Raw genomic sequence first — 24272 nt, forward strand, 5'->3', positions numbered from 1 at the left:
CCTTTCCCCGCTTTCCTTGATACTCAACCAGGCAAACAAATATTTACATCCTGAAATAAATGTGACTTAGAGCACATCCAGGATGGAACACAATTTCACTTAGGAATTTAGTATGAGCACACAATCTAAGGGCCTGCTTGCGCGTCTGACGCAGGGTAGCCTGGTTAAACAAATCCTGGTAGGTCTGGTTCTGGGTATTCTGCTGGCGCTGGTGTCAAAACCTGCCGCGGAAGCGACGGGGCTTCTCGGAACGCTTTTCGTGGGCGCGCTGAAGGCCGTTGCGCCGGTGCTGGTACTGATGCTGGTCATGGCTTCTATCGCCAATCACCAACACGGACAAAAAACCAACATTCGCCCGATTCTCTTTTTATATCTGCTGGGCACGTTTTCTGCTGCGCTGACCGCAGTGGTTTTTAGCTTCCTCTTCCCCTCCACGCTACATCTGACCTCTGCGGCGGGCGACGTCACGCCGCCTTCAGGCATTGTGGAAGTGCTGCGCGGCCTGCTGATGAGCATGGTTACAAACCCCATTGATGCCCTGCTGAATGCCAACTACATTGGCATTCTGGTGTGGGCGATCGGCCTGGGCTTCGCCCTGCGTCACGGCAACGAAACGACGAAAAACCTGGTCAACGACATGTCCAACGCCGTGACCTTTATCGTTAAGGTCGTGATTCGCTTTGCGCCCATCGGTATCTTCGGCCTGGTGTCATCTACCCTGGCCACAACCGGCTTTGACGCGCTGTGGGGCTACGCGCAGCTGCTGATGGTGCTGGTCGGCTGTATGCTGCTGGTGGCGCTGGTGATCAACCCGCTGCTGGTGTTCTGGCAGATCCGCCGTAACCCGTATCCGCTGGTGCTCACCTGCCTGCGCGAGAGCGGCGTATACGCCTTCTTTACCCGCAGCTCGGCGGCAAACATTCCGGTCAACATGGCGCTGGCAGAGAAGCTGAACCTGGACCGCGATACCTATTCCGTGTCGATCCCGCTGGGTGCGACCGTGAACATGGCGGGTGCGGCGATCACCATCACCGTGCTGACCCTGGCGGCAGTGCATACGCTGGGTATTCCTGTGGATCTGCCAACGGCGCTGCTGCTGAGCGTGGTGGCGTCGCTGTGTGCCTGTGGCGCATCCGGCGTGGCGGGCGGTTCGCTGCTGCTGATCCCGCTGGCGTGCAATATGTTCGGCATCCCGAACGAGATCGCCATGCAGGTTGTGGCCGTCGGCTTCATCATCGGCGTGCTGCAGGACTCCTGCGAAACCGCGCTGAACTCCTCTACCGACGTGCTGTTCACCGCAGCGGCCTGTCAGGCGGAAGACGCGCGTTTAGCGAAGAACGCGCTGCGAGGTTAACAGCAAAACGGCACCCCTGAGGTTGCCGTTTTTAGTGTTTGTACCCTCTCCCACAGGGAGAGGGTCAGGGTGAGGGCATCAGGCCGCACCGATTAAAGTTCAGTAGGTCGGGTAAGCGCTAGCGCCACCCGACAAAACACTTAAAGCGTCACACCACTCTTAAAGATCGCCAGCTCGCGGAAGTCGTTCTTCTCGTTACAGGTCTGCCTGCCGTTAGCAAACTCCACGATAGTGTCCACGAACTCCGTCAGCAGCTGCGGCATCGCTTTGCCGTGGATCAGCTGGCCTGCGTCGAAATCGATCCAGTGCTTTTTCTTCGCCGCCAGCTCGCTGTTGGTGGCGATTTTCACCGTCGGCACAAAACCGCCGTACGGCGTACCGCGACCGGTGCTGAACAACACCATGTGACAGCCCGCCCCCGCCAGCGCGCTGGTGGCGACCGCATCGTTACCCGGTGCGCTCAGCAGGTTCAGGCCGTGGGTTTTCAGGCGTTCGCCGTAGCGCAGAACGTCCACCACCTGGCTGGCCCCCGCTTTCTGGGTGCAGCCGAGGGATTTCTCCTCCAGCGTGGTGATTCCGCCCGCCTTGTTCCCCGGCGACGGGTTCTCGTAAATCGGCTGATTGTGGGCAATGAAGTACTGTTTGAAGTCGTTCACCATGGTGACGGTCTTCTCAAACGTCTCTTCGTCACGGCAGTGGCTCATCAGAATGCGCTCCGCGCCAAACATTTCCGGCACTTCGGTCAGCACCGTGGTGCCACCGTTGGCAATCACGTAATCCGAGAAGCGGCCCAGCATTGGGTTAGCGGTAATGCCGGAAAGACCGTCAGACCCGCCGCACTCCAGGCCAAACTTCAGCTCGCTCAGCCTGCCCGGCTCGCGCCTGTCGTGGCGCATCACCTCGTACAGCTGATGCAGCTGCTCAACGCCCGCTTCCACTTCGTCGTCCTGATGCTGGCACACCATGAAGTGAACGCGCTCAGGGTCGAATTCTCCCAGCGTGTCGCGGAAGGCGTCGACCTGGTTGTTCTCGCAGCCGAGGCCGATCACCAGCACCGCGCCCGCATTCGGGTGGCGCACCATGTTTTGCAGCATGGTGCGGGTGTTAATGTGGTCGTCACCCAGCTGGGAGCAGCCGTAGGTGTGGCTGAACAGATGTACCCCGTCGATGCCCTCGGCATCGTGGGTCTCCTTCAGAAAGCGGGTCTGGATCTGACGCGCAATGCCGTTCACGCAGCCGACGGTCGGCAGGATCCACAGCTCGTTGCGGATCCCCACATCACCGTTTGCGCGACGGTAGATTTGCACCTCACGATCCCCCGCCTGCACGCCTGCCTTCGGTAGTTCAGGCTGATAGCTGTACTCGTCCAGATCGCTGAGATTGGTGCGGGTATTGTGGGAATGAATATATTCACCCGGCGCAATATCCGCCAGCGCATGGCCGATGGGCAAACCGTACTTCACCACGTTCTCCCCTTTTGCAATGGGGATCAGGGCAAACTTGTGTCCACGTCCAATGGCCTGGCACAACGTGACCGACTGGTTATCGAAGGCCACTTCCGTGCCTTCGGTTAAATCTGCCAGCGCGACGGCCACGTTATCCAGCGAATGGATTTTGATGTATTGCATATCAACCTCAGACGGCCTTAGTTCAGTTCAATGGCGAAGTAGTCACGCGCATTGTTAAAGCAGATGTTTTTCACCATGTCGCCCAGCAGCTGGATATCCGCTGGCGCTTCACCCGCATGCACCCAGCGGCCAATCATCTGGCACAGGATGCGGCGGAAATATTCATGACGGGTATAGGACAGGAAGCTGCGGCTGTCGGTCAGCATACCCACGAAGCGGCTTAACAGACCGAGCTGCGCCAGCTGCGTCATCTGACGCTCCATGCCGTCTTTCTGATCGTTGAACCACCAGCCGGATCCGAACTGCATCTTGCCCGGCATACCTTCGCCCTGGAAGTTGCCCACCATGGTGCCCAGCACTTCGTTATCGCGCGGGTTCAGGCAGTAGAGAATGGTTTTCGGCAGCAGGTTTTGTTCGTTCTGTTTGCTCAGCAGTTTTGACAGCTCTTCCGCCAGCGGGCGGTCGTTGATGGAGTCAAAGCCCACGTCCGCGCCCAGCAGTTTGAACTGGCGCTGGTTGTTATTGCGCAGCGCGCCGATGTGGTACTGCTGTACCCAGCCGCGACGGGCGTATTCCGCGCCGAGGAACACCAGCACCGCAGTTTTGAACTGCGCCACTTCGTGCTCGCTAAGCGATTCACCGGAGAGGCGACGCGCCAGGATGCTGTCCAGTTCGGCTTCGTTTGATTCCGCGAACAGCACCACGTCCAGCGCGTGGTCAGAGACTTTACAGCCGTGCGCCGCGAAGTGGTCCAGGCGTTTGGTCAGCGCGGTTTGCAGGTCAGCGAAACGACGGATGTCGGTATCGGACACTTCCGCCAGCTTCGCCATGTAGTCGTTGAACGTGGCCTGCTCAATGTTGAAGGCTTTGTCCGGGCGCCAGCTTGGCAGCACTTTAATGTCAAAAGAGGCGTCTTTGGCGACAACGGCATGATGCTCCAGGGAGTCAATCGGATCGTCGGTGGTGCCCACCATCTTCACGTTCATCTGCTTCATGATGCCGCGCGCGGAGAAGTTATCCTGCGCCAGCAGCGCATTGCACTGGTCCCAGATCTCATCCGCCGTAGCGGGAGAAAGCAGCTTGCCGGTGATGCCAAACGGACGGCGTAGTTCGAGGTGCGTCCAGTGGTATAGCGGGTTGCCGATAGTGTGCGGAACGGTCGCCGCCCAGGCGTCAAACTTCTCGCGATCGGTCGCGTCGCCGGTACACAGTCGCTCGGCCACGCCGTTGGTGCGCATTGCGCGCCATTTATAGTGGTCACCTTTTAGCCAGATATCATACAGGTTTTTGAAACGATAATTTTCGGCAACCTGCTGCGGGGGTAAGTGGCAGTGGTAGTCGAAAATCGGCTGGTCTTTAGCGTAGTCGTGGTACAGGCGGCGGGCAAATTCGGTATCTAACAGAAAATCGTCGGTCATAAACGGCGTCATTATCGTCTTCCTCATTACGGGAGCGTCAGAAAGCGTATGTTCATATGCTGCAAAGTTATCACACCAATTTCCACCCACCGAAGCTTTTTTCGTGAGTGAGATCAATAAACGCTAACAAATAAATTACCCTCAATGGAGTAAACCCTTCTGCAGGCCGCGCCGTTTCTGGCTTTGCGCGCAGCGATTAATGTCCCTACAAAGAATCATACATTTGTGATGTCACTCACCTTTTAAAGTTGTATGACAAGTTATCGTTTCGCCGTCGCAAACACTAAGCCGACGGAATGCGTTACCGGTGTGAGACACATCGGATTTAACGGTACGGATACCGACTTATGCACGCTTACTTATGGCAAGGTTCGGGCCGTTCCGGGACATTCTCCCGGCTACGCCCCTCCCGTTACACAACTGCTCCCGGCAACGGTTGAGAGGTTGCCGTGCTCTGGCGCGGAAATAACATAACGATGAGGTTTTAGATGCGTAAAATTAAAGGGTTACGTTGGTATATGATCGCACTGGTGACGCTGGGCACCGTGCTGGGCTACCTGACACGTAACACCGTGGCAGCGGCAGCGCCGACGTTGATGGAAGAGCTGCATATCTCCACGCAGCAATACTCTTACATCATCGCGGCCTATTCTGCCGCTTACACCGTCATGCAGCCTGTTGCTGGGTATGTTCTCGATATTCTGGGTACCAAAATCGGCTATGCCTTCTTCGCCATCGCCTGGGCGGTATTCTGCGGTGCAACCGCACTGGCAGGCAGCTGGGGCGGTCTGGCGCTGGCTCGTGGCGCGGTCGGTGCGGCAGAAGCCGCAATGATCCCGGCGGGGCTGAAAGCCAGCTCTGAGTGGTTCCCGGCAAAAGAGCGTTCCATTGCGGTGGGTTACTTCAACGTGGGCTCGTCCATCGGCGCAATGATTGCGCCGCCGCTGGTGGTGTGGGCCATCGTGATGCACAGCTGGCAGATGGCATTCATTATCTCTGGCGTGCTGAGCTTCGCCTGGGCAATGGCGTGGCTGGTTTTCTATAAACACCCGCGCGATCAGAAAAAACTCTCCGAGGAAGAACGCGAATACATTATTGGTGGTCAGGAAGCGCAGCATCAGACCAACAATGGCAAGAAGATGTCCGTCTGGCAGATCCTGGGCACCCGTCAGTTCTGGGGTATCGCCCTGCCGCGCTTCCTGGCTGAACCGGCCTGGGGTACCTTCAATGCGTGGATCCCACTGTTTATGTTTAAAGTCTACGGCTTTAACCTGAAAGAGATCGCGATGTTCGCCTGGATGCCGATGCTGTTCGCTGACCTGGGCTGTATCGTAGGCGGCTACCTGCCGCCGCTGTTCCAGCGCTGGTTTGGGGTGAACCTGATTGTTTCCCGTAAGATGGTGGTAACCATGGGCGCCCTGCTGATGATTGGCCCGGGCATGATTGGTCTGTTCACCAGCCCCTACGTCGCTATCGCGCTGCTGTGCATCGGTGGTTTTGCGCACCAGTCGCTCTCCGGCGCGCTGATTACGCTCTCGTCTGACGTCTTCGGTCGCAACGAAGTGGCCACCGCCAACGGCCTGACCGGGATGGCCGCGTGGACCGCGAGTACGATGTTCGCGCTGGTCGTCGGCGCGCTGGCGGATACCATCGGCTTCAGCCCGCTGTTCGCGGTGCTGGCAATCTTCGACCTGATGGGCGCGGTGGTTATCTGGACGGTGCTGAAAAGCAAATCCGCAGAGGAGCTGGCGAAAGAGTCCCTCGGGCGACCGGCTACGCAGAGTTAGCGAAAATGCGTTTCACCGAAGCCGCCCCCGGGCGGCTTTTTTAATGGCAAAATCTGGAGAGTATTCCGTGAAAGTGGTATAACAAATCATCTGCCGTACCCTGCCTGGAGCGCATATGGAAATCACCGAACCACGTCGTTTATATCAACAACTTGCTGCCGAGCTGAAAGATCGCATCGAGCAAGGAGTCTATCTTGTCGGTGATAAACTTCCCGCCGAGCGCTTTATCGCGGATGAAAAAAGCGTAAGCCGAACCGTGGTGCGCGAAGCGATTATCATGCTGGAAGTGGAAGGCTACGTTGAGGTACGCAAAGGTTCCGGCATTCACGTTATTTCTAATCAGCCTAAACACTCTCCGGTGGCGGATGAAAGTCTAGAATTCGCCAGCTACGGTCCGTTTGAGCTGCTCCAGGCTCGCCAGCTGATCGAAAGCAATATTGCCGAATTTGCCGCCACACAGGTGACCAAGCAGGACATCATGAAGCTGATGGAGATCCAGGAGAACGCTCGCAAGGAAAAATGTTTCCGTGATTCCGAGTGGGACCTGCAGTTTCACGTTCAGGTCGCCCTGGCAACCCAAAATACAGCGCTGGCGGCAATCGTTGAGAAAATGTGGACTCAGCGCGTTCATAACCCGTACTGGAAAAAACTGCACGATCATATTGATTCGCGTACCGTGGACAACTGGTGTGACGACCACGATCAAATTCTTAAGGCGCTGATTCGTAAAGATCCCCACGCCGCGAAGCTCGCCATGTGGCAGCACCTGGAAAACACCAAGCAGATGCTCTTCAATGAAACCAGCGACGACTTCGAATTTAACGCTGACCGCTATCTTTTTGCCGATAATCCTGTCGTTCATCTCGATACGGCCCCGAGCGGCGCAAAATAGGCGACCTTTCTACCGGCAGGCGCTTCGCTGCGCCTCCCCGCCTGAATGGGTAAGCAAAACATATATAGTGTCAGCCTTTGTAAAATCCCTCGCTCACTTTCAGGGCTTACGCCAAAATCACCTCACCCTGCAAATTCTGTGACGCAGAACGTTGGGCTTTGTTACAATTGGATTCACTTCGTTATTTTGAAAGTTAGTGCTTGCTAACCAGCCAATTAACAGGGAACAGTGTTGGCCACACCGCAATGTGTCCGCGAGCGACCATAATGAAATCACAACAATGTCGCCGTGCTGTTTGTCCCGGATAACAGGCGAGACGTTAACCGATTTCCAGGAACACTGAATGGAACTTTTGACCCAACTGCTGCATGCCCTTTGGGCGCAGGATTTTGAAACGCTGGCCAACCCTTCCATGATTGGCATGCTCTATTTTGTCTTGTTTATGATTCTGTTCCTTGAGAATGGTTTGCTGCCTGCAGCCTTCTTGCCGGGTGACAGTTTGCTGGTGCTTGTCGGCGTGCTGTGTGCTAAAGGCGCAATGGCGTTCCCGCAAACCATTTTATTACTGACCGTCGCGGCCAGCCTTGGCTGCTGGGTGAGCTATATCCAGGGAAGATGGCTGGGCAATACCCGAATAGTACAGAACTGGCTTTCCCATCTGCCTGCGCACTATCACCAGCGGGCACACCACCTGTTCCATAAGCATGGGCTTTCCGCGCTGCTGATTGGCCGCTTTATCGCCTTTGTGCGCACCCTGCTGCCCACCATTGCCGGGCTGTCCGGGTTGAGCAGCGCACGCTTCCAGTTCTTCAACTGGATGAGCGGCCTGTTATGGGTTCTGATCCTGACGACGCTGGGCTATGCGCTGGGTAAGACGCCGGTCTTCATGAAATATGAAGATCAGCTGATGTCCTGCCTGATGCTGCTACCTGTTGTTCTGCTGGTCTTCGGCCTGATCGGCTCGCTGGTTGTCCTGTGGAAGAAAAAATACGGAGCGCGAGGTTAACGATGGTTATCTCACCGCTCGCCATGCGCCGCTTTGCCTGTGCCTTTATTGCACTGGTGATGCTCAGCGTCGTACTGCTGGCCTGGAACACGCTTTCACATCAGGACGCTACGCTGGCCATTCGCCCGGTAAACCAGGGGGGCGGTGTGCCTGACGGTTTTTCTGTCTGGCATCATCTGGATGCAAACGGCATCCGCTTTAAAAGCATCACCCCGCAGGACGATGTTTTACTGATTAAGTTTGATTCCCGTGCGCAGAGCGCTGCAGCGAAAGCGGTTCTTGACCGTACGCTGCCGCACGGCTATATCATTGCCCAGCAGGAAGATGACAACCCGCCAGCCGCGTGGTTATCATTGATTCGCGATACGTCGCATCGGTTTGGATAACTTCCTGGATTCCGAATCTTTTCACTCACTTTGGTGAATCCCCCGTTTACTTACTATGCTTAAGTACGCGGAGCACCCCTCGAATGTACTCCGCATCATTTTGGATAGCGGCTAACCCCGCAGCACAATGGAAGGTTTCGATAATGAAATTCCGCATGACCCTGGCTCTGGCCCTTTTTTCTTTAAGCACAACGACCTTCGCAAACTCTCTCTGTCAGGAGAAAGAACAGGATATTCAGCGTGAGATCGGTTATGCCGAAAAGCATAACAATCAGCACCGTGTTGATGGTCTCAAAAAAGCGCTGAGCGAAGTGAAAGCGAACTGTTCAGACAGCAAGCTGCGTGCCGATCACCAAAAGAAAATCGCTGAACAGAAGGACGAGATAGCCGAGCGCCGTCAAGACCTGCAGGAAGCGAAAGAGAAAGGGGATGCGGAAAAAATTGCTAAGCGCGAGAAGAAGTTGAAAGAGGCGCAGGACGACCTGAAAGCGCTGGAAGCTCGCGATTATTGAGTTAACGGAAATCTCAACAGGAGAGAATCATGTCAAAAGATACGACGTCTGAACATCTGCGCGCTGAACTGAAATCCCTGGCCGATACCCTTGAAGAGGTGCTGAACTCCTCTGCCGATAAGTCGAAAGAAGAAGTAAGCAAGCTGCGCAGCAAAGCGGAGCAGGCGCTGAAAGAGAGCCGCTACCGCCTGGGTGAAACCGGTGATGCACTGGCGAAACAGACCCGTGAAGCGGCTGCGCGTGCAGATGAATATGTGCGCGACAATCCATGGACGGGAGTTGGTATTGGTGCCGCAGTGGGTGTGGTACTGGGTGTCCTGCTGACGCGTCGTTGATATGGAAGATCCTCGTCACGCACAAGGGCCTGCTAATAACGTCCTCGGCATCGGCCAGCGTATTTTAACGACGCTGGTTGGGATTGCCGAAACGCGCGTCCGGCTGGCAGTGGTCGAACTGGAAGAGGAGAAAGCGAACCTCTTCCAGATGCTGCTGATGCTCGGGCTGACCATGCTCTTCGCCGCGTTTGGTCTGATGAGCCTGATGGTGTTAATCATCTGGGCCATTGACCCGCAGTATCGACTTAACGCGATGATTGCCACGACCGTCGTTCTGCTGGTCGCGGCGCTGATTGGCGGCATATGGACGATGCGTAAAGCGCGCAGGTCCACTTTCCTGCGCCACACGCGCCAGGAACTGGCTAACGATCGCGCCCTGCTGGAGGATGACAAGCCGTGAGCGATAAAGCGGAACGTCAGAAGCGAAAAGCGTACCTGTTAAGTCAGATCCAGCAGCAGCGGCTGGATCTGTCTGCCAGCCGCCGTGACTGGATCGACGCGACGCGACGGTTTGACCGTGGCTGGAATACCTTCCTGAGCCTGCGTTCGTGGGCGCTGGTCGGCAGCAGCGTGATGGCTATCTGGACGGTTCGTCATCCGAATATGCTCATCCGCTGGGCCCGACGCGGTTTTGGTGCCTGGAGCGCCTGGCGTCTGGTCAAAGCAACGCTGCGGCAACAACAGCTGCGGTGATAAACGCAAAACGGTAACTTAGGTTACCGTTTTTTGTTTTTGCCCTTCTCCCCGTGGGCTGAGGGCACCAGCGCGCACCTGCCCTTACTCAATATCTTTGAAGAAGATTGACAGTTTTCCTTGCTAACAATTGCTACCCGCCCCGTTTACACTCCTCTCCATCGACAGCAGAGCCGCGGTATCTACCCGGAATTGCAGACAAATAATGTTCAGCCGCTTATGTGGTTTCCTGGAGAGTAAAATGAAAAAATTAGAAGATGTTGGTGTACTGGTCGCGCGTATTCTGATGCCAATTCTGTTTATCGTGGCAGGCTGGGGCAAAATCACCGGATATGCGGGTACCCAGCAGTATATGGAAGCCATGGGCGTTCCGGGGTTCCTGCTGCCGCTGACCATTCTGCTTGAGTTTGGCGGCGGCCTGGCGGTTCTGTTCGGCTTCCTGACCCGCACCACCGCGCTGTTTACCGCAGGCTTCACCCTGCTGACCGCGTTCCTGTTCCACAGCAACTTTGCTGAAGGCGTGAACTCACTGATGTTTATGAAAAACCTGACCATCGCGGGTGGCTTCCTGCTGCTTGCGATTACCGGCCCAGGCGCATACAGCATCGACCGCGTTCTGAATAAGAAATGGTAAGCACGCTATACTGAATAAACACAAAGCGAGGAGACATCTCCTCGCTTTTGCTATCTGACGGAGGAGTAAAAAATGGGACAACTCGTAGACGGCGTCTGGCAGGATGTCTGGTATGACACCAAATCCACCGGTGGACGCTTTAAGCGCTCTGTTTCGGCCTTCCGTAACTGGCTGACCGCCGACGGCGCACCCGGCCCGAGTGGCGAAGGGGGCTTCGCGGCGGAGAAAGATCGCTATCATCTTTATGTTTCCCTCGCCTGCCCGTGGGCGCACCGCACGCTGATCGTGCGCAAGCTAAAAGGCCTCGAATCCTTCATTCCGGTTTCAGTCGTCAACCCGTTGATGCTGGAAAACGGCTGGACGTTCGACAGTGATTTCCCCGCTGCGACCGGTGATGACCTGTATCACCACGATTTCCTCTACCAGCTCTATCTACGTGCCGATCCGCACTACACCGGACGCGTGACCGTGCCGGTGCTGTGGGACAAGAAAAACCAGACGATCGTCAGCAATGAGTCCGCGGAAATCATCCGCATGTTCAATACCGCGTTTGATGCGCACGGCGCCCGCGCCGGGGATTACTACCCGGTTGAACTGCGCGATAAGATTGACGAGCTGAACAGCTGGATTTACGACAACGTCAACAACGGTGTCTATAAGGCCGGTTTCGCCACCAGCCAGGAAGCCTATGACGAAGCGGTCGGAAAGGTGTTTGAATCGCTGGAGCGCCTGGAGCAGATCCTGGGCCAGCATCGCTACCTGACGGGCGATCGCCTGACGGAAGCGGACATTCGCCTGTGGACCACGCTGGTTCGCTTTGACCCGGTCTATGTCACCCACTTTAAGTGCGATAAACACCGCATCAGCGACTACCTGAACCTGTATGGTTTCCTGCGAGACATCTACCAGATGCCGGGGATCGCGGAGACGGTCGATTTTGACCATATTCGCACCCACTATTTCCGCAGCCACAAGACCATCAACCCGACGGGCATCATCTCCATTGGCCCGTGGCAGGATCTGGATGAACCGCACGGGCGCGACGTGCGTTTCGGATAATTATTTAGGGAATCAATTGATTCCCTTTTTTAATTCACAGCATACATCTATCCTTACCTCGATCGCTTAGAAAACAAGTGATTGACTGATTAAGAGGCAAGGAAAATGGACTGGTATTTAAAAGTACTGCGCAACTACGTTGGATTTGGTGGCCGCGCCCGCCGCAAAGAGTACTGGATGTTCGTTCTGGTGAACTTCGTCCTGATTATGGTGCTGGGCATCGTGGATAAAATCCTCGGCTGGGAGCGCGCTGGCGGTGAAGGCGTACTCACTACGATTTATGGCTTGCTGGTTTTGCTGCCTTCATGGGCCGTGCTGTTTCGTCGTCTCCACGACACCGATCGTTCGGCGTGGTGGCTGCTGTTGCTGTTAATCCCGCTTGTCGGCTGGATCGTGATTTTAATTTTCAACTGTCAGAGCGGGACGCCGGGCGAAAACCGCTTTGGTCCGGATCCTAAGATCGGCGCGTAAATTACTGCCCGGTGGCGCTTACGCTTACCGGGCCTGCTCGCTTATTTGTTGTGATGCGCAAAGAGCTTTGGAATTTCGCGCAGGCACCACGATTTGGCTTCGCCCATGCTGTCGCGGCGCCACGCCATAATAATGTCCACTTCGCTGGTGTACTCCGGGCTCACCACCCTTAGTCGCCCTTCCGCAATATCTTTTTCCACAAACGGGTAGGGCATCGTCGCCACGCCCAAACCGGCCAGCAGCGCCTGCCGCTTGTTTTCCAGTGACGTGACCGTCAGACGAGGCTGTTTATCCAGCAGCTGAACCGTCAGCACCGGACGCTCGCGCGCGGTATCCGCCACCGCCACGCCGCGGTACTTCACGCGCGTCACTTCAGAGAGCGGCTCCGGCTCCTGGTGAATCGGGTGATCCGGCGCGGCGACGTAGACGTTCATGACGCTGTAGAGCTTGCGCGAGTTGATTTCTGACGATGAGCGGAAATGCATGTCAGGCGCAATGACGATATCCGCCCTGCCCGTCTCCAGACGCTCCCACGCCCCGGCCAGCACCTCGGTGATGATCGACAGCTGCGTATTGGCCTTCGCCGCCAGGCGGTCTACCAGAGGGAACAGCGCTTCGGTCGGCACCAGCGCTTCGGTGACTAACGTCAGGTGGGTTTCCCAGCCTCGCGCCAGCGCTTCGGCGTCCGTGGTGAGCTTGTCCGCCGCTTCCAGCAGCACGCGACCTCGCTCCAGCAGCATCCGCCCCACGTTGGTGAATTTTGTTCGATGACCGGAGCGATCGAAGAGCACGACGTCCAGCTCTTCCTCCAGTTTTTGCATGGTGTAGCTTAGCGCAGACGGAACGCGCCCCAGTTCATCTGCCGCCGCGGCAAAGCTGCCGCGCCGGTCAATCGCGTCCATGACGCGAAGCGCCTCAAGCGTCAATGCTCTCTCTTTAGCCATCTCGTTCTCATTCAGGAAATTTGAACATACCGGGCAGAATATCTGGCTAACAATGCAGCGTCCATACCTTTACCATTGTTTTAGTGTAAAGAGAGGTCAAGTTTATGATTACGACAAGAACAGCGAAACAGTGCGGACAAGCCGATTTCGGTTGGCTGCAGGCCCGCTACACCTTTTCCTTTGGACACTACTTTGACCCTAAACTCCTCGGTTACGCTTCACTGCGCGTGTTGAACCAGGAAGTGCTCGCCCCGGGCGCCTCCTTCCAGCCGCGTACGTATCCGAAAGTCGATATCCTGAACCTGATCCTGGAAGGCGAGGCAGAATACCGCGATAGCGAGGGCAATCATGTCCAGGCAAAGGCTGGCGAAGCGTTGTTAATTTCCACGCAGCCGGGCATCAGCTACAGCGAGCATAACCTCAGCAAAGACAAAACGCTGACGCGCATGCAGCTGTGGCTCGACGCCTGCCCTGAGCGAGAAAACCCGCTGGTGCAGAAAATAGATCTGAAGGGCGATAAACAGCAGCTGATTGCCTCGCCTGACGGCAGCAAGGACAGCTTGCAGCTGCGACAGCAGGTATGGCTGCACCATATCGAACTGAAAAAAGGTGAACAGGCAAGCTTCCAGCTGCACGGCCCGCGCGCCTATTTGCAGTCCATTCACGGTACGGTGCATGCGGTAACGCACGCGGAAGAGAAAGAAGCGCTCACCTGCGGCGACGGGGCGTTTATTCGTGACGAAGCGAATATCACCCTGGTGGCAGATACGCCGCTGCGCGCGCTGCTGATTGATTTGCCGGTGTAAGAGTTGCTCGATCGGTCCCTCTTCCCTTTGGGAAGAGGGACGAATGCCAATCGCTACACCTTACTCGCCATAATCTCAATAATCTGCCGGTCCGTTGCCTGCATTGAGCGGCACGCCAGGGCGCACAGGTTAGAGATAGACTGTTCCACGTCGTGCGCTACAATCCCCTCGTAGCCCGTCACGCCCGACTCATCCAGCGCCATCATCACGGCTTTCCAGGCGCTGGTGACGCTGGTCGAGACTTTCATGGCGCAGCTGTTAGACGCCCCGTCGCAGATCATCCCGCTGACGTCACCGATCATACTGCCGATGGCCATTGCAATCGTCTGATAGCTTCCGCCCATCAGCCACGCCATCCCTGCGGCGGCCCCCATACCGGCCGTTGTCGCCGCACACAGCGCGGACAAACGCGGAAGCTGGTAATGGATGTAGATAGCCGACAGATGCGAGAGCATCAGCGCCCGCGCCAGCCGTTGGTCATCGGCCTGAACATGTTCAGCGACCACGACAACCGGCATGGTGGCTGTAATCCCCTGATTCCCGGAGCCCGAGTTACTCATCGCCGGCAGCGTCGCGCCGCCCATGCGGGCATCCGAGGCCGCGCTGGTGCGGATAACGATGTCTGAACCCAGATCCTGCGCCATCCATCCGCGTGCGCGCTGCTTATTGAGGGTGGCGCCAATGTGTAGCCCCCACTTCCCGCTAAGCCCTTCACGAGAGAGCGCGTCGTTCAGTTGCCCTGCTTCCAGGATAAAGCGGATCGCCTCGAACGGTACCTGTTCGACAAACTCCAGGATCTGCGAGAGCGTGGTATTTGACAGTACCGCCAGCGGATCGTTACTTACCTCGGCCTGCCGCTCGTCAAGACTGAAGCGCGTTTCGCCGTGACAAACCACCTCCACCACGCGGGTATGTCCGCCCGCAATGGTCACCATGGCCGAGGCCTCACCGGCGTAGACGCAGGCACGTGAATAGAGGATCTCATCGCACGGCTCCTGCAATTTCACCTGCACCAGACCGGCGTTAAGCATTGTTTTGGCCCGCGCCAGCGCATCGGCGGTGACATCTTTCAGCACCTCCAGCCCCGCCTGCGCATTGCCACCGATGGCACCCAGCGCCGCCGCAATGGGCAGCCCGACCATGCCGGTGCCCGGCACCGTTACGCCAAGCCCGTTCTTCATCAGATTCGGCGATACCCACGCCTCAATCTTCGTGACGTCGCCAGGCAGTTGCTCTGCGGCAATCGCACAGGCAAGGGCCAGAGAAACGGGCTCGGTGCACCCCAGCGCAGGCTTAACTTCTTCCTGCACTACGCGAATAAATTGATTCCATAAAGGATGAGTTTGCTCAGACATCGTTACGACCTTATTTGCCCTCAGGAAAATGCGAGGAAAGGAGAAACACAAAGCAGCAGCCCGGTGATGACAATAATCACCAGCGATACGCCCTTATATTTATGCAGCGCCGGTACCTTGTAGACCAGCCACGCAGGGATCAGGCAGCCCACCATGCCGAAGATGGGGCTACAGATAGAGGTGAAGCTCAGTACCGGCGCGTTTAACACGATCGCGCTCCAGGCCAGCAGGATAGCGAACAGCATGATCCCGCGCTGGACGATGCTTTCATTAATACGTTCAGCCGGCATTTTACGGCGCAGGATATTCATCACGATCCCCTGCGTGGCTTCGCGGAAGCCGAGATAGACGCCGAAGAAGGCGGTCATCACGGCAAAAATATTGAGGATCACGCTGACGATTTTGACCCAGCCCGCGCCGTCGCCGCTGATAAACTGCGCCGCAATCGCCAGGGCGGAAATGTTCTGCTCGTAGGCTTTCACCGCTTCGTCGTGTCCCATCGCCAGGGTGAAAGAGACGGCGTAGAAGAAGACCGTGACAAACAGTATGCCAAAGGCGATATTCATCGCCCGCAGCGCCTTATGACGCGCCACCTCAACGGATTTTTCCCGTGAACGATAGGAAATCACCATCGGGCTTAATGTCTGGATAAACAGAATGGAGGTTAAGGTAAAGGGCAGCGTAATAATGGCATTTTTTATCAGCAACCCCATCGGCGGCAGCATGCCCACGTTGGCTAAATGCCAGAGGCCGATCATTGAAAGCCCCAGCGCCGCCACCACAAATAATTTGGTCAGCACCATCAGGCTGGAGACTTTAAACAGCAGCTTTTCACCGCGCGAAGAGATGGCGACCAGAATACAGATCAGGAATAAGCCGTAGAAGGGATTTTCCGACAGCAACCCCTCGGTGACCCCGAAGGTGTGCAAATAGGATGCGCTGTCGTTGGTGATAGCCGTGGAATAGACAAACATCCAGATGACCAGCATCACGAAATAGAGCGCACCTAATAAGATGCCCCAGTTTTTACCTAAATAACCGCTAATCACGCTCGGGTAGTCTTTACATTCCGGGGATTCCGCCAGCGTATTAATAAATAATCGCTGGAAGAGGTACATGGCCGGATAGCCAATTATCGATGAGAGCAAAAAGACCCACAGCCCCATCAATCCAACCTGCACCGGAAGAAAAACGATACCCGCGCCGATAGCCATCCCGATACTCATGATGACCCAGCCCGTGTCGGTGCTGTCGAATTTGATCGCCTCTCGCCATTCGCTTTCGCTCATTCCCGCCCGCCTTGCCGCAGGGGAATCACTCACAATCACACTGCTGTTTGTTGCCATATTCATTGGGCACTCGCTTATTTTGTAGGGTAAACAATTGTTTTTATTAGGTTCCGATCGCCAGCGATTGCGAGTCAGAGAGTGCAGGTGTGTGTTGTTGGTATGGGAAGATCATATCCGTAGCGCGGGAGAAAAAAGTCACAATCTTTATGCGGACTTCCTAAATTTAGAGAAAAAAACGCCTCATTTTTAATGATGTTTGGTAAAAAATTCTAAAAGTGACGCATTTCACAGAATCAATATATTTAAGAAATGGATCTTTTTTAGGAATTTATAAAGATGATTGTTCTACTTTATGCCTTCAAATTTTTATACGATAGCATCACTGAAACCACTCTATTATTATGGCTATGATATGGATACCGTTGAAGAGCTCAATGGAACATACTTCTATAAAGGTGTATGTAATATCTCGGCGTCTGAGTTATTTTTTTGGATTTTCCTTGATACTACCGATGAACAGTTCGGTGGATAAAAAGATGCAGTAATGATGGCTACTATGATCCTTGGTTTACCTATACTTGAGACCAGAACAAAGCCAGAAACGGCTACTATAGGTACTTCCGTGGCTTCTAAGTATCTTCGTGATCTTCTGAATGTACAGCTACCACACCGATTACCTACGATTACCCTCGCAAGCTTTAAATACCGAAAACCAATCTATACCAAAAACTTAGGTGCATTCATTGGTCGATGGATCCCTGCATTGGGGATAACCATACTTGCTGCTGATCTCGCAACGATAAGTTACAAAACACTCTCACGATATAATACGATTGCTCACCCTAAAGATCGGATTTGGTGAATATGAATAGTGAAAATGATGTTTTGAAGTTCTTCAGGGAAAATTTACCAGAACAGGGAACATTTACGGGCAAGAGGATCCCGCTCGAGTTAGACGATGTTTTACAGGATTACACCGATCTGGATGATATCGTTTATGTCATTGAGAAGTTTGAGAAAAAGTATCTTATCAATGTGCCCACGCAAAACTATTTCCCCTGGACTCAAACTTGGTTTTTCAGAAAATGGTTTACGCAAGAACCCGTTAAACAAATATCGAAGCCATTAACCGTAAGAATGTTTGCTGAGGCGGTAAAAGCAGGCACATGGATCCACCACTGATTTTCGAAAGGAGCATGATTTATGGCTGTACCGGTTCATATTTGGTTTTTTGACGATGGCGGCTCACTTATTAAGGGTTCAAGTGATGTACAGGATCGGGAAGGGAGTGTTGAAATTAGAGGGTTAACCCATAATTTAAGTATTCCAACAGATCCTCTTTCCGGGAGATTAACCGGAACGCGCAAACATGCCCCTTTCTTGTTCGAGAAGGAGATAGATAGTTCATCTCCGTATCTTTATAAGGCTGTGGCTACAGGGCAAAACCTAAAAAAAGTTGAGATAAGATATTATCGAATTAACGATGCGGGAAGGGAAGTTGAATACTTCAGAACTGAACTGGAAGGTGTAAAGGTCGTATCAATCTCCCCTATTGTTAACGATACACGTAACTGTCCCGGTACGGGCCATCTTGAATCCATTCAGTTGAGATACGAAAAAGCAATCTGGACTTACTGCGATGGCAATATTCAATTTTCTGATGCATGGAATGAACGAACATCTGCATGATTTTTAGCAGACAAAAAAGCCCCCTTATCTGAAGGGGGCGGATTATTTGGCCTGCGTCACATCGCCTGCGTAAACGTCCTCGAAATCACGTCCTGCTGCTGCTCGCGCGTCAGAGCGTTAAACCGTACCGCATAGCCGGATACGCGAATTGTCAGGTTCGGGTAGGTCTCCGGATGGGCAATGGCATCCAGCAGCATCTCCCGGTTCATGACGTTGACGTTCAGGTGCTGCCCGCCCTCAATAGACGCTTCGTGATGGAAGTACCCATCCAGCAGCCCCACCAGGTTGGTTTTGCGCACCAGTTCATCCTTGCCCAGCGCCTGCGGCACAATGGAGAAGGTATAGGAGATCCCGTCTTTCGCGTAGGTAAACGGCAGCTTGGCGACCGACGTTAGCGAAGCCACCGCCCCTTTCCTGTCGCGACCGTGCATCGGGTTGGCGCCAGGCGCAAACGGCGTGCCGCCGCGGCGTCCGTCTGGCGTGTTGCCCGTTTTCTGGCCGTAGACCACGTTGGAGGTGATAGTCAGGATCGACTGAGTCGGCACCGCGTTGCGATACGTCGGCAGCGCCTGGATCTTCTTCATAAATCGCTCCACCAGGTCGCAGGCGATGCTGTCCACGCGATCGTCATTATTGCCGTACTGCGGATAGTCCCCTTCGATGACGAAGTCCACCGCCAGGCCGCTGTGGTCGCGCACTGGTTTCACCGTGGCGTACTTAATCGCCGACAGGGAATCCGCCGCCACCGACAGCCCGGCAATGCCGCAGGCCATGGTGCGATAGACGTCACGATCGTGCAGCGCCATCAGCGAGGCTTCGTAACTGTACTTATCATGCATGTAGTGAATGAGATTCAGCGCGCTGATGTACTGCACCGCCAGCCAGTCCATAAAGTGGTCGAGGCTCGCCATCACGGTGTCGTAATCCAGCACGTCGTCCAGCAGCGGCTCGGTTTTCGGGCCGACCTGGATCTTCAGCTTCTCGTCCACCCCGCCGTTGATCGCGTACAGCAGCGTTTTGGCGAGGTTGGCGCGAGCGCCGAAGAACTGCATCTGCTTGCCGATCACCATCGGGCTGACGCAGCAGGCAATCGCGTAGTCGTCGCTGTTGAAGTCGGCGCGCATAAGATCGTCGTTCTCATACTGCAGCGACGAGGTGACGATCGACACCTGCGCGGCGTATTTCTTAAACGCGATCGGCAGCTGTTCAGACCAGAGGATCGTCAGGTTCGGCTCCGGCGCGGGCCCCATGGTGTGCAGGGTATGCAGGTAGCGGAAGCTGTTTTTGGTCACCAGCGTACGGCCATCCAGCCCCATGCCGCCGATCACTTCCGTGGCCCAGATCGGATCGCCGGAGAAGAGCGTGTCGAACTCCGGCGTGCGCAGGAAGCGCACCATGCGGATCTTCATGATGAAGTGGTCGATCAGCTCCTGGGCCTGCACCTCGTTAAGCCGCCCCGCCTGCATGTCGCGTTCAATGTAGATATCAAGGAACGAGGCCGTGCGCCCCAGCGACATCGCCCCGCCGTTCTGGGATTTCACTGCGGCAAGGTAGGCAAAATAGACCCACTGCACCGCTTCCTGCGCGTTCATCGCCGGACGTGAAATATCAAAGCCATAGTTCGCCGCCATCTGCTGGATCTGCAGCAACGCACGCCTGTGCTCCGCCAGCTCTTCGCGCAGGCGGATCGTCGCCTCCAGATCTTCGCCGCGCTCCAGCCTGCCCTGCAGATCGGCAAACTGCAGTTCACGCTCGCGCACCAGATAGCTGATGCCGTACAGCGCCACGCGGCGGTAATCGCCGATAATGCGCCCGCGCCCGTAGCCGTCCGGCAGACCGGTCAGCACGCCAGATTTACGGCAGCGCATCATCTCCGGGGAGTAAACGTCAAACACGCCCTGGTTGTGGGTTTTACGCAGGTCGGTAAACAGGTATTCGAACTGCGGATCCATTTCCCGCCCGTAGGCTTCGAACGAGCTGCGGATCATGTTGATCCCGCCGTACGGATGCAGGGCGCGCTTGAGCGGCTTGTCGGTTTGCAGGCCGACGATCGTCTCAAGATCCTGGTCGATATAGCCCGGTCCGTGGGCGGTAATGGTGGTGGCAATGTTGGTGTCGAAATCCACCGGGGCGTGGGTGGCATTCTCCTGGCGAATGCCGACCATCACCTTCTGCCACAGCGCCGTCGTTGCTGGCGTCGCCTGCGCGAGGAAAGCTTCATCGCCTTCATAAGGGGTGTAGTTATGCTGAATAAAATCGCGGACGTTAACGGCGTTTTTCCATTCTTCACCGCGAAACCCGGCCCATGCGTCGCTGTAGGGCGCGACGCCCGTATCGATTGTTACTTTCATGTGATTCTCGCTTTATCAGGCGTAAGCCGCAGCCGGGGTGACCTTCCCAAGACGGAGGGCGTCCAGCGCGATCATTTTTTCTTCGTTGGTAGGGATAACCGCGCAGGTCACGCGGGACGACTCGGTGGAGATGACGCGCGCACCCGCGCTGCCCGGCAGAGCGTTTTTCGCCTCGTCGAGCGCGATGCCAAACACCTTCAGGTGTTCCGCCACCAGCGCGCGGATCAGCGTGGAGTTTTCACCGATGCCGCCAGTGAAGATCACGCCATCCAGACGGTGCAGAGACGCGGCGTGACCGGCGATATGCCGCGCTATGCGGTGGACAAAGGTTTTTATCGCCAGCTGCGCCCGGTCATTGCCGTCATGCCAGGCTTTCTCCAGCGCACGTAAATCGGAGGAGATACCGGAGATGCCAAGCAACCCGGACTCTTTGTTGACCACGCGCTCCAGATCCTCGAACGACTGACCGGTCTGCTGGGCAATCCACGCCATTGCGCCGAAGTCCACGTCGCCGCAGCGCGTGCCCATCACCAGCCCTTCCAGCGGCGTCATCCCCATTGAGGTATCGACGCTTTCACCGTTGCGCACCGCGCAGATGGACGCCCCGTTGCCGAGATGGGCAATCACCAGGCCGCTGTCCTCGGGGGACAGCCCGAGGAGCGCGTGCGCCTGACCGGACACGTAGCGGTGAGAGGTGCCGTGGAAGCCGTAGCGGCGCACGCCCAGCTCTTCAAAATAGCGGTACGGCAGACCGTACAGATACGCCTGCGGCGCCATGGTCTGGTGGAAGCTGGTGTCAAATACCGCCACCTGCTGCACGCCGGGGAACAGGCGCTCTGCGGCTTCCACGCCGCTCAGGTTGGCGTAGTTATGCAGCGGCGCCAGCGGGGAAACCAGACGGATCTGCTCAATAACCTCTTCCGTGATGAGGGTCGACTCGCTGAAGAGATCGCCGCCGTGAGCGATGCGGTGGCCAATCAGGGCCACGCTGCTCATCAGGTCGCGTTTCTCCAGCTCGAGGGCGATGGCGGCCAGCGCCCCTTCGTAGTCCTGGTGAGCCAGTCTGACCGGCTCACCCCCGTTCACGGAAATAAAGGCTTTTTCAGTGTTGATGCCGTCCGCAATGCCCGTCAGCAGGGCATCGCAGCCTGCTGCGTCCAGCACCGAAAACTTAACGGAGGACGATCCGCAGTTAATAACCAGTACTACCGGAAATTCAGTCATGTGTTACTCCGCTCTTCCTGAGCTTTGGGTTAGAACAGTTTGTAAACGATATTCAGAATGGTCAGCAGGCCGACCACGGTCACGAAGATGTTCTCGGTCCGGCCTTTGTATTTCGCCAGCGCGGGCGCTTTACGAATGGCGTACATCGGCAGCAGACACAGCAGAGAAGCGATAATTGGCGCCCCCATGGCTTCAATAAGGTCGAGAATGTTCGGGTTGGCGTAGGCCACAATCCAGGTGGAGCCCATGATGAAAATCATGCTGATGGTGTTCAGCTTACCGACGGAGACGTTCTTCTTATCGCCCTTGTAGCCGAACTTGAGGATCAGGCCGTTCAGCCCCTCCAGCGTGCCCAGGTAGTGGCCGAAGAAGGATTTAAAGATAGCGACCAGCGCGATGATGGAGGCGCCGTATTCCAGCACCGTGGCGAACGTGGATTTACTGCCCGACATCGAGGCAAAGTGGTTCGCCAGGTAAGAGAGCACCGGAATGTTCTGCGCTTTGGCATCCGCCATGTTCTGCGGAGAGAGCGTAAACAGGCAGCTAAAGGCGAAGAACATCACCACCGCCACCATCAGCAGGCTGGCGCGACCGATGATTTTGGAACATTTCTGCTCGGTGAATGCTTTCCCGAACTCCGGCTCGTACTCTTCGCGTTTGGAGACCACGAACGAGGAGACGATGGGCGAGAAGTTAAAGGAGAAGACCATGATGGAGATCCCCAGCCACACCGTGACCAGAATGCCGTCATGACCGGTAAAAGCGATATCGCTCAGGTTGACCTGGTCGATCACCGCCGAGTTCCAGTACGGGATCAGCGACAGGGAAATCAGCACCAGGCTGGCAATGAACGGGAACACCAGGTAGCTCATCACCTTCACCATCAGGTCTTTCCCGAACCAGATCACAAAGGCCATCAGCAGCAGCAGGAACAGCGCCACCACGCCGCGGTTCAGCGCAGGCATCTGGAGTTGGTTTTCCCAGAAGGTCATAAAGGTGTTAGTAATGGTGACGCCGTAAATCCACAGCAGCGGGCAAATGGCGAAGAAGTAGAGGAAGGTGATCACCACCCCACCGGTTTTCCCGAAGTGCTCTTCCACCGTTTCGGTGATGTTGCCGGAGACGTTGCTGCCGGACAAACAGAGGCGCGCCAGCGCGCGGTGGCAGTAAAACGCAATCGGGAAGGCAAGTACCAGCATCAGCAGGATGGGGATCAGTCCGCCAAAGCCTGCGCGAATGGGGAAGAACAGCACGCCTGCGCCAATGGCGGTACCAAACAGGCCGAGCGTCCATGTGGTGTCAGACTTACGCCAGGAGGACGTTTTTGTCTGGCCAACGATAATGCTTTCTGTGTTGCTCATAGGTCACCTTTATGCGTCAACGAAGCCGGTAATTTGGGAAACACGGGAGAGATCGATATTGCCGCCGGAAATAATGCAGACGGTTTTACGGCCCTGAATATAGTGGTCAAGCTTGCCGCTTAATAACGCCGCGCAGGCCATCGCGCCCGCGCCTTCCGTCACCACTTTATTTCGCTGAATAAGGGCAATCATGCTGTTGCGAATATCGTCTTCACTCACCAGCACAATGTCATCGACCAGTTCACGAACAATTTCGAAGGTTAATTTACCCGGACGAGACACGTCGCAGCCGTCGGCTAATGTGCCGGTAACGCGATGGTTGGTTATTTCTCCGGCCTGCCAGGAAGCCGCCATGCCGTGAACGTTTTCAGACTGTACGCCGATAATATTGATTGTCGGGTTGATGGATTTAATTGCTGTCGCAATCCCCGCAATTAAGCCGCCGCCGCCGATAGGGACAATCACATTATCCACGTCGTAAAGATCTTCGAGAATTTCGAGGCCGATGGTGCCCTGGCCGGCAATGACTTTCGCATCGTCATAAGGCGGGATAAAAATGCGCCCCTCCATCTCGACGATTTCGCTCACCTTAGCGATGGTGTCGTTGAAGTTCTCGCCGTGCAGCACCACTTCGGCGGAGTAGTCGCGGGTAGCGGCGACCTTGGATTTTGGCGCGCCCATCGGCATCACCACTTTGCCGTCGATACCGAGCATGGCGCAGGAGAGCGACACCCCCTGAGCGTGGTTTCCTGCGGAGCAGGCCACTACCCCTTTGCGTTTTTCTGCGTCCGTCAATGAACTTAACTTATTAAACGCCCCGCGTATTTTAAACGAACCGGTACGCTGCATATTTTCAAATTTCAGGAATATCTCACCCTTACAGCGTTCGCTGAGATAATTTGAGCGCGGCATGCCGGTTTTATAAATTTTTCCCGCCAGGCGTTTTCTGGCGTCCTGAATATCTTCAATGGTCACCGGGAGATCGTAAGTAATGTGCATAATATCCTCGTTATAATAATTCATTGTTTTCAGGCAAAGTCAGGGTATCAGAGCGTTAAAAAGCGTCGCTCCGGGTGTT

General features: G+C 55.6%; 24 protein-coding genes and 1 pseudogene. 16 read left to right on the forward strand and 9 right to left on the reverse strand.

From position 1 onward, the window contains the following. The first annotated feature begins 112 nt into the window (after positions 1-112). The gene (gene sstT / locus HBA26_RS11430) at positions 113-1354 is read left to right on the forward strand and encodes a serine/threonine transporter SstT (protein ID WP_063867639.1); all 1242 of its coding nucleotides are present in this window, start codon (positions 113-115) and stop codon (positions 1352-1354) included. Positions 1355-1494: 140 nt separating this feature from the next. Here the strand turns inward: sstT and HBA26_RS11435 are convergent, their stop codons facing one another. Together HBA26_RS11435 and uxaC are read right to left on the reverse strand one after the other, a co-directional pair. Continuing rightward, positions 1495-2982 carry an altronate dehydratase family protein gene (locus tag HBA26_RS11435; RefSeq protein WP_126345819.1) on the reverse strand — a complete coding sequence of 496 codons (1488 nt, stop codon included), beginning with the start codon at positions 2980-2982 and terminating at the stop codon, positions 1495-1497. Between the two features lie 17 nt (positions 2983-2999). Next, positions 3000-4412 carry a glucuronate isomerase gene (uxaC, locus tag HBA26_RS11440; RefSeq protein ID WP_126345818.1) on the reverse strand — a complete coding sequence of 471 codons (1413 nt, stop codon included), beginning with the start codon at positions 4410-4412 and terminating at the stop codon, positions 3000-3002. Between the two features lie 476 nt (positions 4413-4888). Here uxaC and HBA26_RS11445 point away from each other — a divergent pair, with 476 nt between their 5' ends. The 11 genes from HBA26_RS11445 to HBA26_RS11495 all read left to right on the forward strand — a co-directional run bounded on the left by HBA26_RS11445 (position 4889) and on the right by HBA26_RS11495 (position 12175). Continuing rightward, a complete protein-coding gene (locus HBA26_RS11445; RefSeq protein WP_028014505.1) occupies positions 4889-6187 on the forward strand; it encodes an MFS transporter in 1299 nt (432 codons plus the stop codon). 115 nt (positions 6188-6302) lie between these two features. Further along, a complete protein-coding gene (gene exuR / locus HBA26_RS11450) occupies positions 6303-7079 on the forward strand; it encodes a transcriptional regulator ExuR (protein ID WP_028014506.1) in 777 nt (258 codons plus the stop codon). Positions 7080-7422: 343 nt separating this feature from the next. Then, on the forward strand, positions 7423-8085 hold the full coding sequence (gene yqjA / locus HBA26_RS11455) for a DedA family general envelope maintenance protein YqjA (protein ID WP_008503144.1): 663 nt from the start codon (positions 7423-7425) through the stop codon (positions 8083-8085). A 2-nt stretch (positions 8086-8087) separates the two neighbouring features. Then, positions 8088-8471: an EnvZ/OmpR regulon moderator MzrA gene (mzrA, locus tag HBA26_RS11460; RefSeq protein ID WP_047364677.1), complete on the forward strand. Its 384-nt coding sequence runs from the start codon at positions 8088-8090 to the stop codon at positions 8469-8471. Positions 8472-8614: 143 nt separating this feature from the next. Beyond that, positions 8615-8983, forward strand: a complete 369-nt coding sequence (locus HBA26_RS11465) for a DUF1090 domain-containing protein (protein WP_028014508.1) — start codon at positions 8615-8617, stop codon at positions 8981-8983. 29 nt (positions 8984-9012) lie between these two features. Further along, positions 9013-9318 (forward strand): YqjD family protein, encoded by a 306-nt coding sequence (locus HBA26_RS11470; RefSeq protein ID WP_008503141.1) that lies wholly within the window; start codon positions 9013-9015, stop codon positions 9316-9318. Position 9319: 1 nt separating this feature from the next. Beyond that, positions 9320-9718 (forward strand): phage holin family protein, encoded by a 399-nt coding sequence (locus tag HBA26_RS11475; RefSeq protein ID WP_041907961.1) that lies wholly within the window; start codon positions 9320-9322, stop codon positions 9716-9718. Then, complete coding sequence (locus tag HBA26_RS11480) at positions 9715-10011, forward strand: YqjK-like family protein (protein ID WP_014885330.1); 297 nt, start codon at positions 9715-9717, stop codon at positions 10009-10011. The genes HBA26_RS11475 and HBA26_RS11480 overlap by 4 nt, the downstream gene beginning before the upstream one ends. Before the next feature lie 241 nt (positions 10012-10252). Next, positions 10253-10645, forward strand: a complete 393-nt coding sequence (locus tag HBA26_RS11485; RefSeq protein WP_042716298.1) for a DoxX family protein — start codon at positions 10253-10255, stop codon at positions 10643-10645. 72 nt (positions 10646-10717) lie between these two features. Next, positions 10718-11704 carry a glutathione S-transferase family protein gene (locus tag HBA26_RS11490; protein WP_048999509.1) on the forward strand — a complete coding sequence of 329 codons (987 nt, stop codon included), beginning with the start codon at positions 10718-10720 and terminating at the stop codon, positions 11702-11704. A 105-nt stretch (positions 11705-11809) separates the two neighbouring features. Next, positions 11810-12175, forward strand: coding sequence for a DUF805 domain-containing protein (locus HBA26_RS11495; RefSeq protein ID WP_028014511.1), 366 nt, complete (start codon positions 11810-11812; stop codon positions 12173-12175). A 41-nt stretch (positions 12176-12216) separates the two neighbouring features. Here HBA26_RS11495 and yhaJ read toward each other — a convergent pair whose 3' ends face one another. Next, positions 12217-13119 (reverse strand): DNA-binding transcriptional regulator YhaJ, encoded by a 903-nt coding sequence (gene yhaJ, locus HBA26_RS11500; RefSeq protein ID WP_041907956.1) that lies wholly within the window; start codon positions 13117-13119, stop codon positions 12217-12219. A 104-nt stretch (positions 13120-13223) separates the two neighbouring features. Between yhaJ and HBA26_RS11505 the strand changes: the two genes are divergently transcribed. Then, positions 13224-13925 carry a pirin family protein gene (locus tag HBA26_RS11505; RefSeq protein ID WP_028014512.1) on the forward strand — a complete coding sequence of 234 codons (702 nt, stop codon included), beginning with the start codon at positions 13224-13226 and terminating at the stop codon, positions 13923-13925. Positions 13926-13978: 53 nt separating this feature from the next. On the opposite strand, the gene HBA26_RS11510 is transcribed toward HBA26_RS11505, so the two are convergent. Then, on the reverse strand, positions 13979-15280 hold the full coding sequence (locus HBA26_RS11510; RefSeq protein WP_126345817.1) for a serine dehydratase subunit alpha family protein: 1302 nt from the start codon (positions 15278-15280) through the stop codon (positions 13979-13981). A 20-nt stretch (positions 15281-15300) separates the two neighbouring features. Next, positions 15301-16632, reverse strand: a complete 1332-nt coding sequence (locus HBA26_RS11515) for an amino acid permease (RefSeq protein WP_041907950.1) — start codon at positions 16630-16632, stop codon at positions 15301-15303. A 349-nt stretch (positions 16633-16981) separates the two neighbouring features. Between HBA26_RS11515 and HBA26_RS22915 the strand changes: the two are divergent. The 3 genes and pseudogenes from HBA26_RS22915 to tssD all read left to right on the forward strand — a co-directional run bounded on the left by HBA26_RS22915 (position 16982) and on the right by tssD (position 18258). Further along, positions 16982-17431 (forward strand): annotated as a pseudogene (locus HBA26_RS22915) (STM2901 family protein). Positions 17432-17433: 2 nt separating this feature from the next. Continuing rightward, complete coding sequence (locus HBA26_RS11520; protein ID WP_045260103.1) at positions 17434-17751, forward strand: DUF1493 family protein; 318 nt, start codon at positions 17434-17436, stop codon at positions 17749-17751. A 21-nt stretch (positions 17752-17772) separates the two neighbouring features. Further along, on the forward strand, positions 17773-18258 hold the full coding sequence (gene tssD, locus HBA26_RS11525) for a type VI secretion system tube protein TssD (RefSeq protein ID WP_048338835.1): 486 nt from the start codon (positions 17773-17775) through the stop codon (positions 18256-18258). Positions 18259-18314: 56 nt separating this feature from the next. Here tssD and pflB read toward each other — a convergent pair whose 3' ends face one another. Genes pflB through tdcB form a run of 4 tightly spaced genes read right to left on the reverse strand, consistent with a single transcriptional unit; the run spans position 18315 to position 24193 of the window. Further along, complete coding sequence (gene pflB / locus HBA26_RS11530) at positions 18315-20609, reverse strand: formate C-acetyltransferase (protein WP_126345815.1); 2295 nt, start codon at positions 20607-20609, stop codon at positions 18315-18317. Positions 20610-20624: 15 nt separating this feature from the next. Continuing rightward, the gene (tdcD, locus tag HBA26_RS11535) at positions 20625-21833 is read right to left on the reverse strand and encodes a propionate kinase (protein ID WP_126345814.1); all 1209 of its coding nucleotides are present in this window, start codon (positions 21831-21833) and stop codon (positions 20625-20627) included. Between the two features lie 29 nt (positions 21834-21862). Then, the gene (gene tdcC / locus HBA26_RS11540) at positions 21863-23194 is read right to left on the reverse strand and encodes a threonine/serine transporter TdcC (RefSeq protein ID WP_047367071.1); all 1332 of its coding nucleotides are present in this window, start codon (positions 23192-23194) and stop codon (positions 21863-21865) included. A 9-nt stretch (positions 23195-23203) separates the two neighbouring features. Further along, positions 23204-24193 carry a bifunctional threonine ammonia-lyase/L-serine ammonia-lyase TdcB gene (gene tdcB / locus HBA26_RS11545; RefSeq protein ID WP_166720907.1) on the reverse strand — a complete coding sequence of 330 codons (990 nt, stop codon included), beginning with the start codon at positions 24191-24193 and terminating at the stop codon, positions 23204-23206. Positions 24194-24272 lie beyond the last annotated feature (79 nt).

It is taken from the genome of Enterobacter sp. 725m/11, assembly GCF_011683705.1.
In the GTDB taxonomy this organism is placed as follows: domain Bacteria; phylum Pseudomonadota; class Gammaproteobacteria; order Enterobacterales; family Enterobacteriaceae; genus Enterobacter; species Enterobacter bugandensis.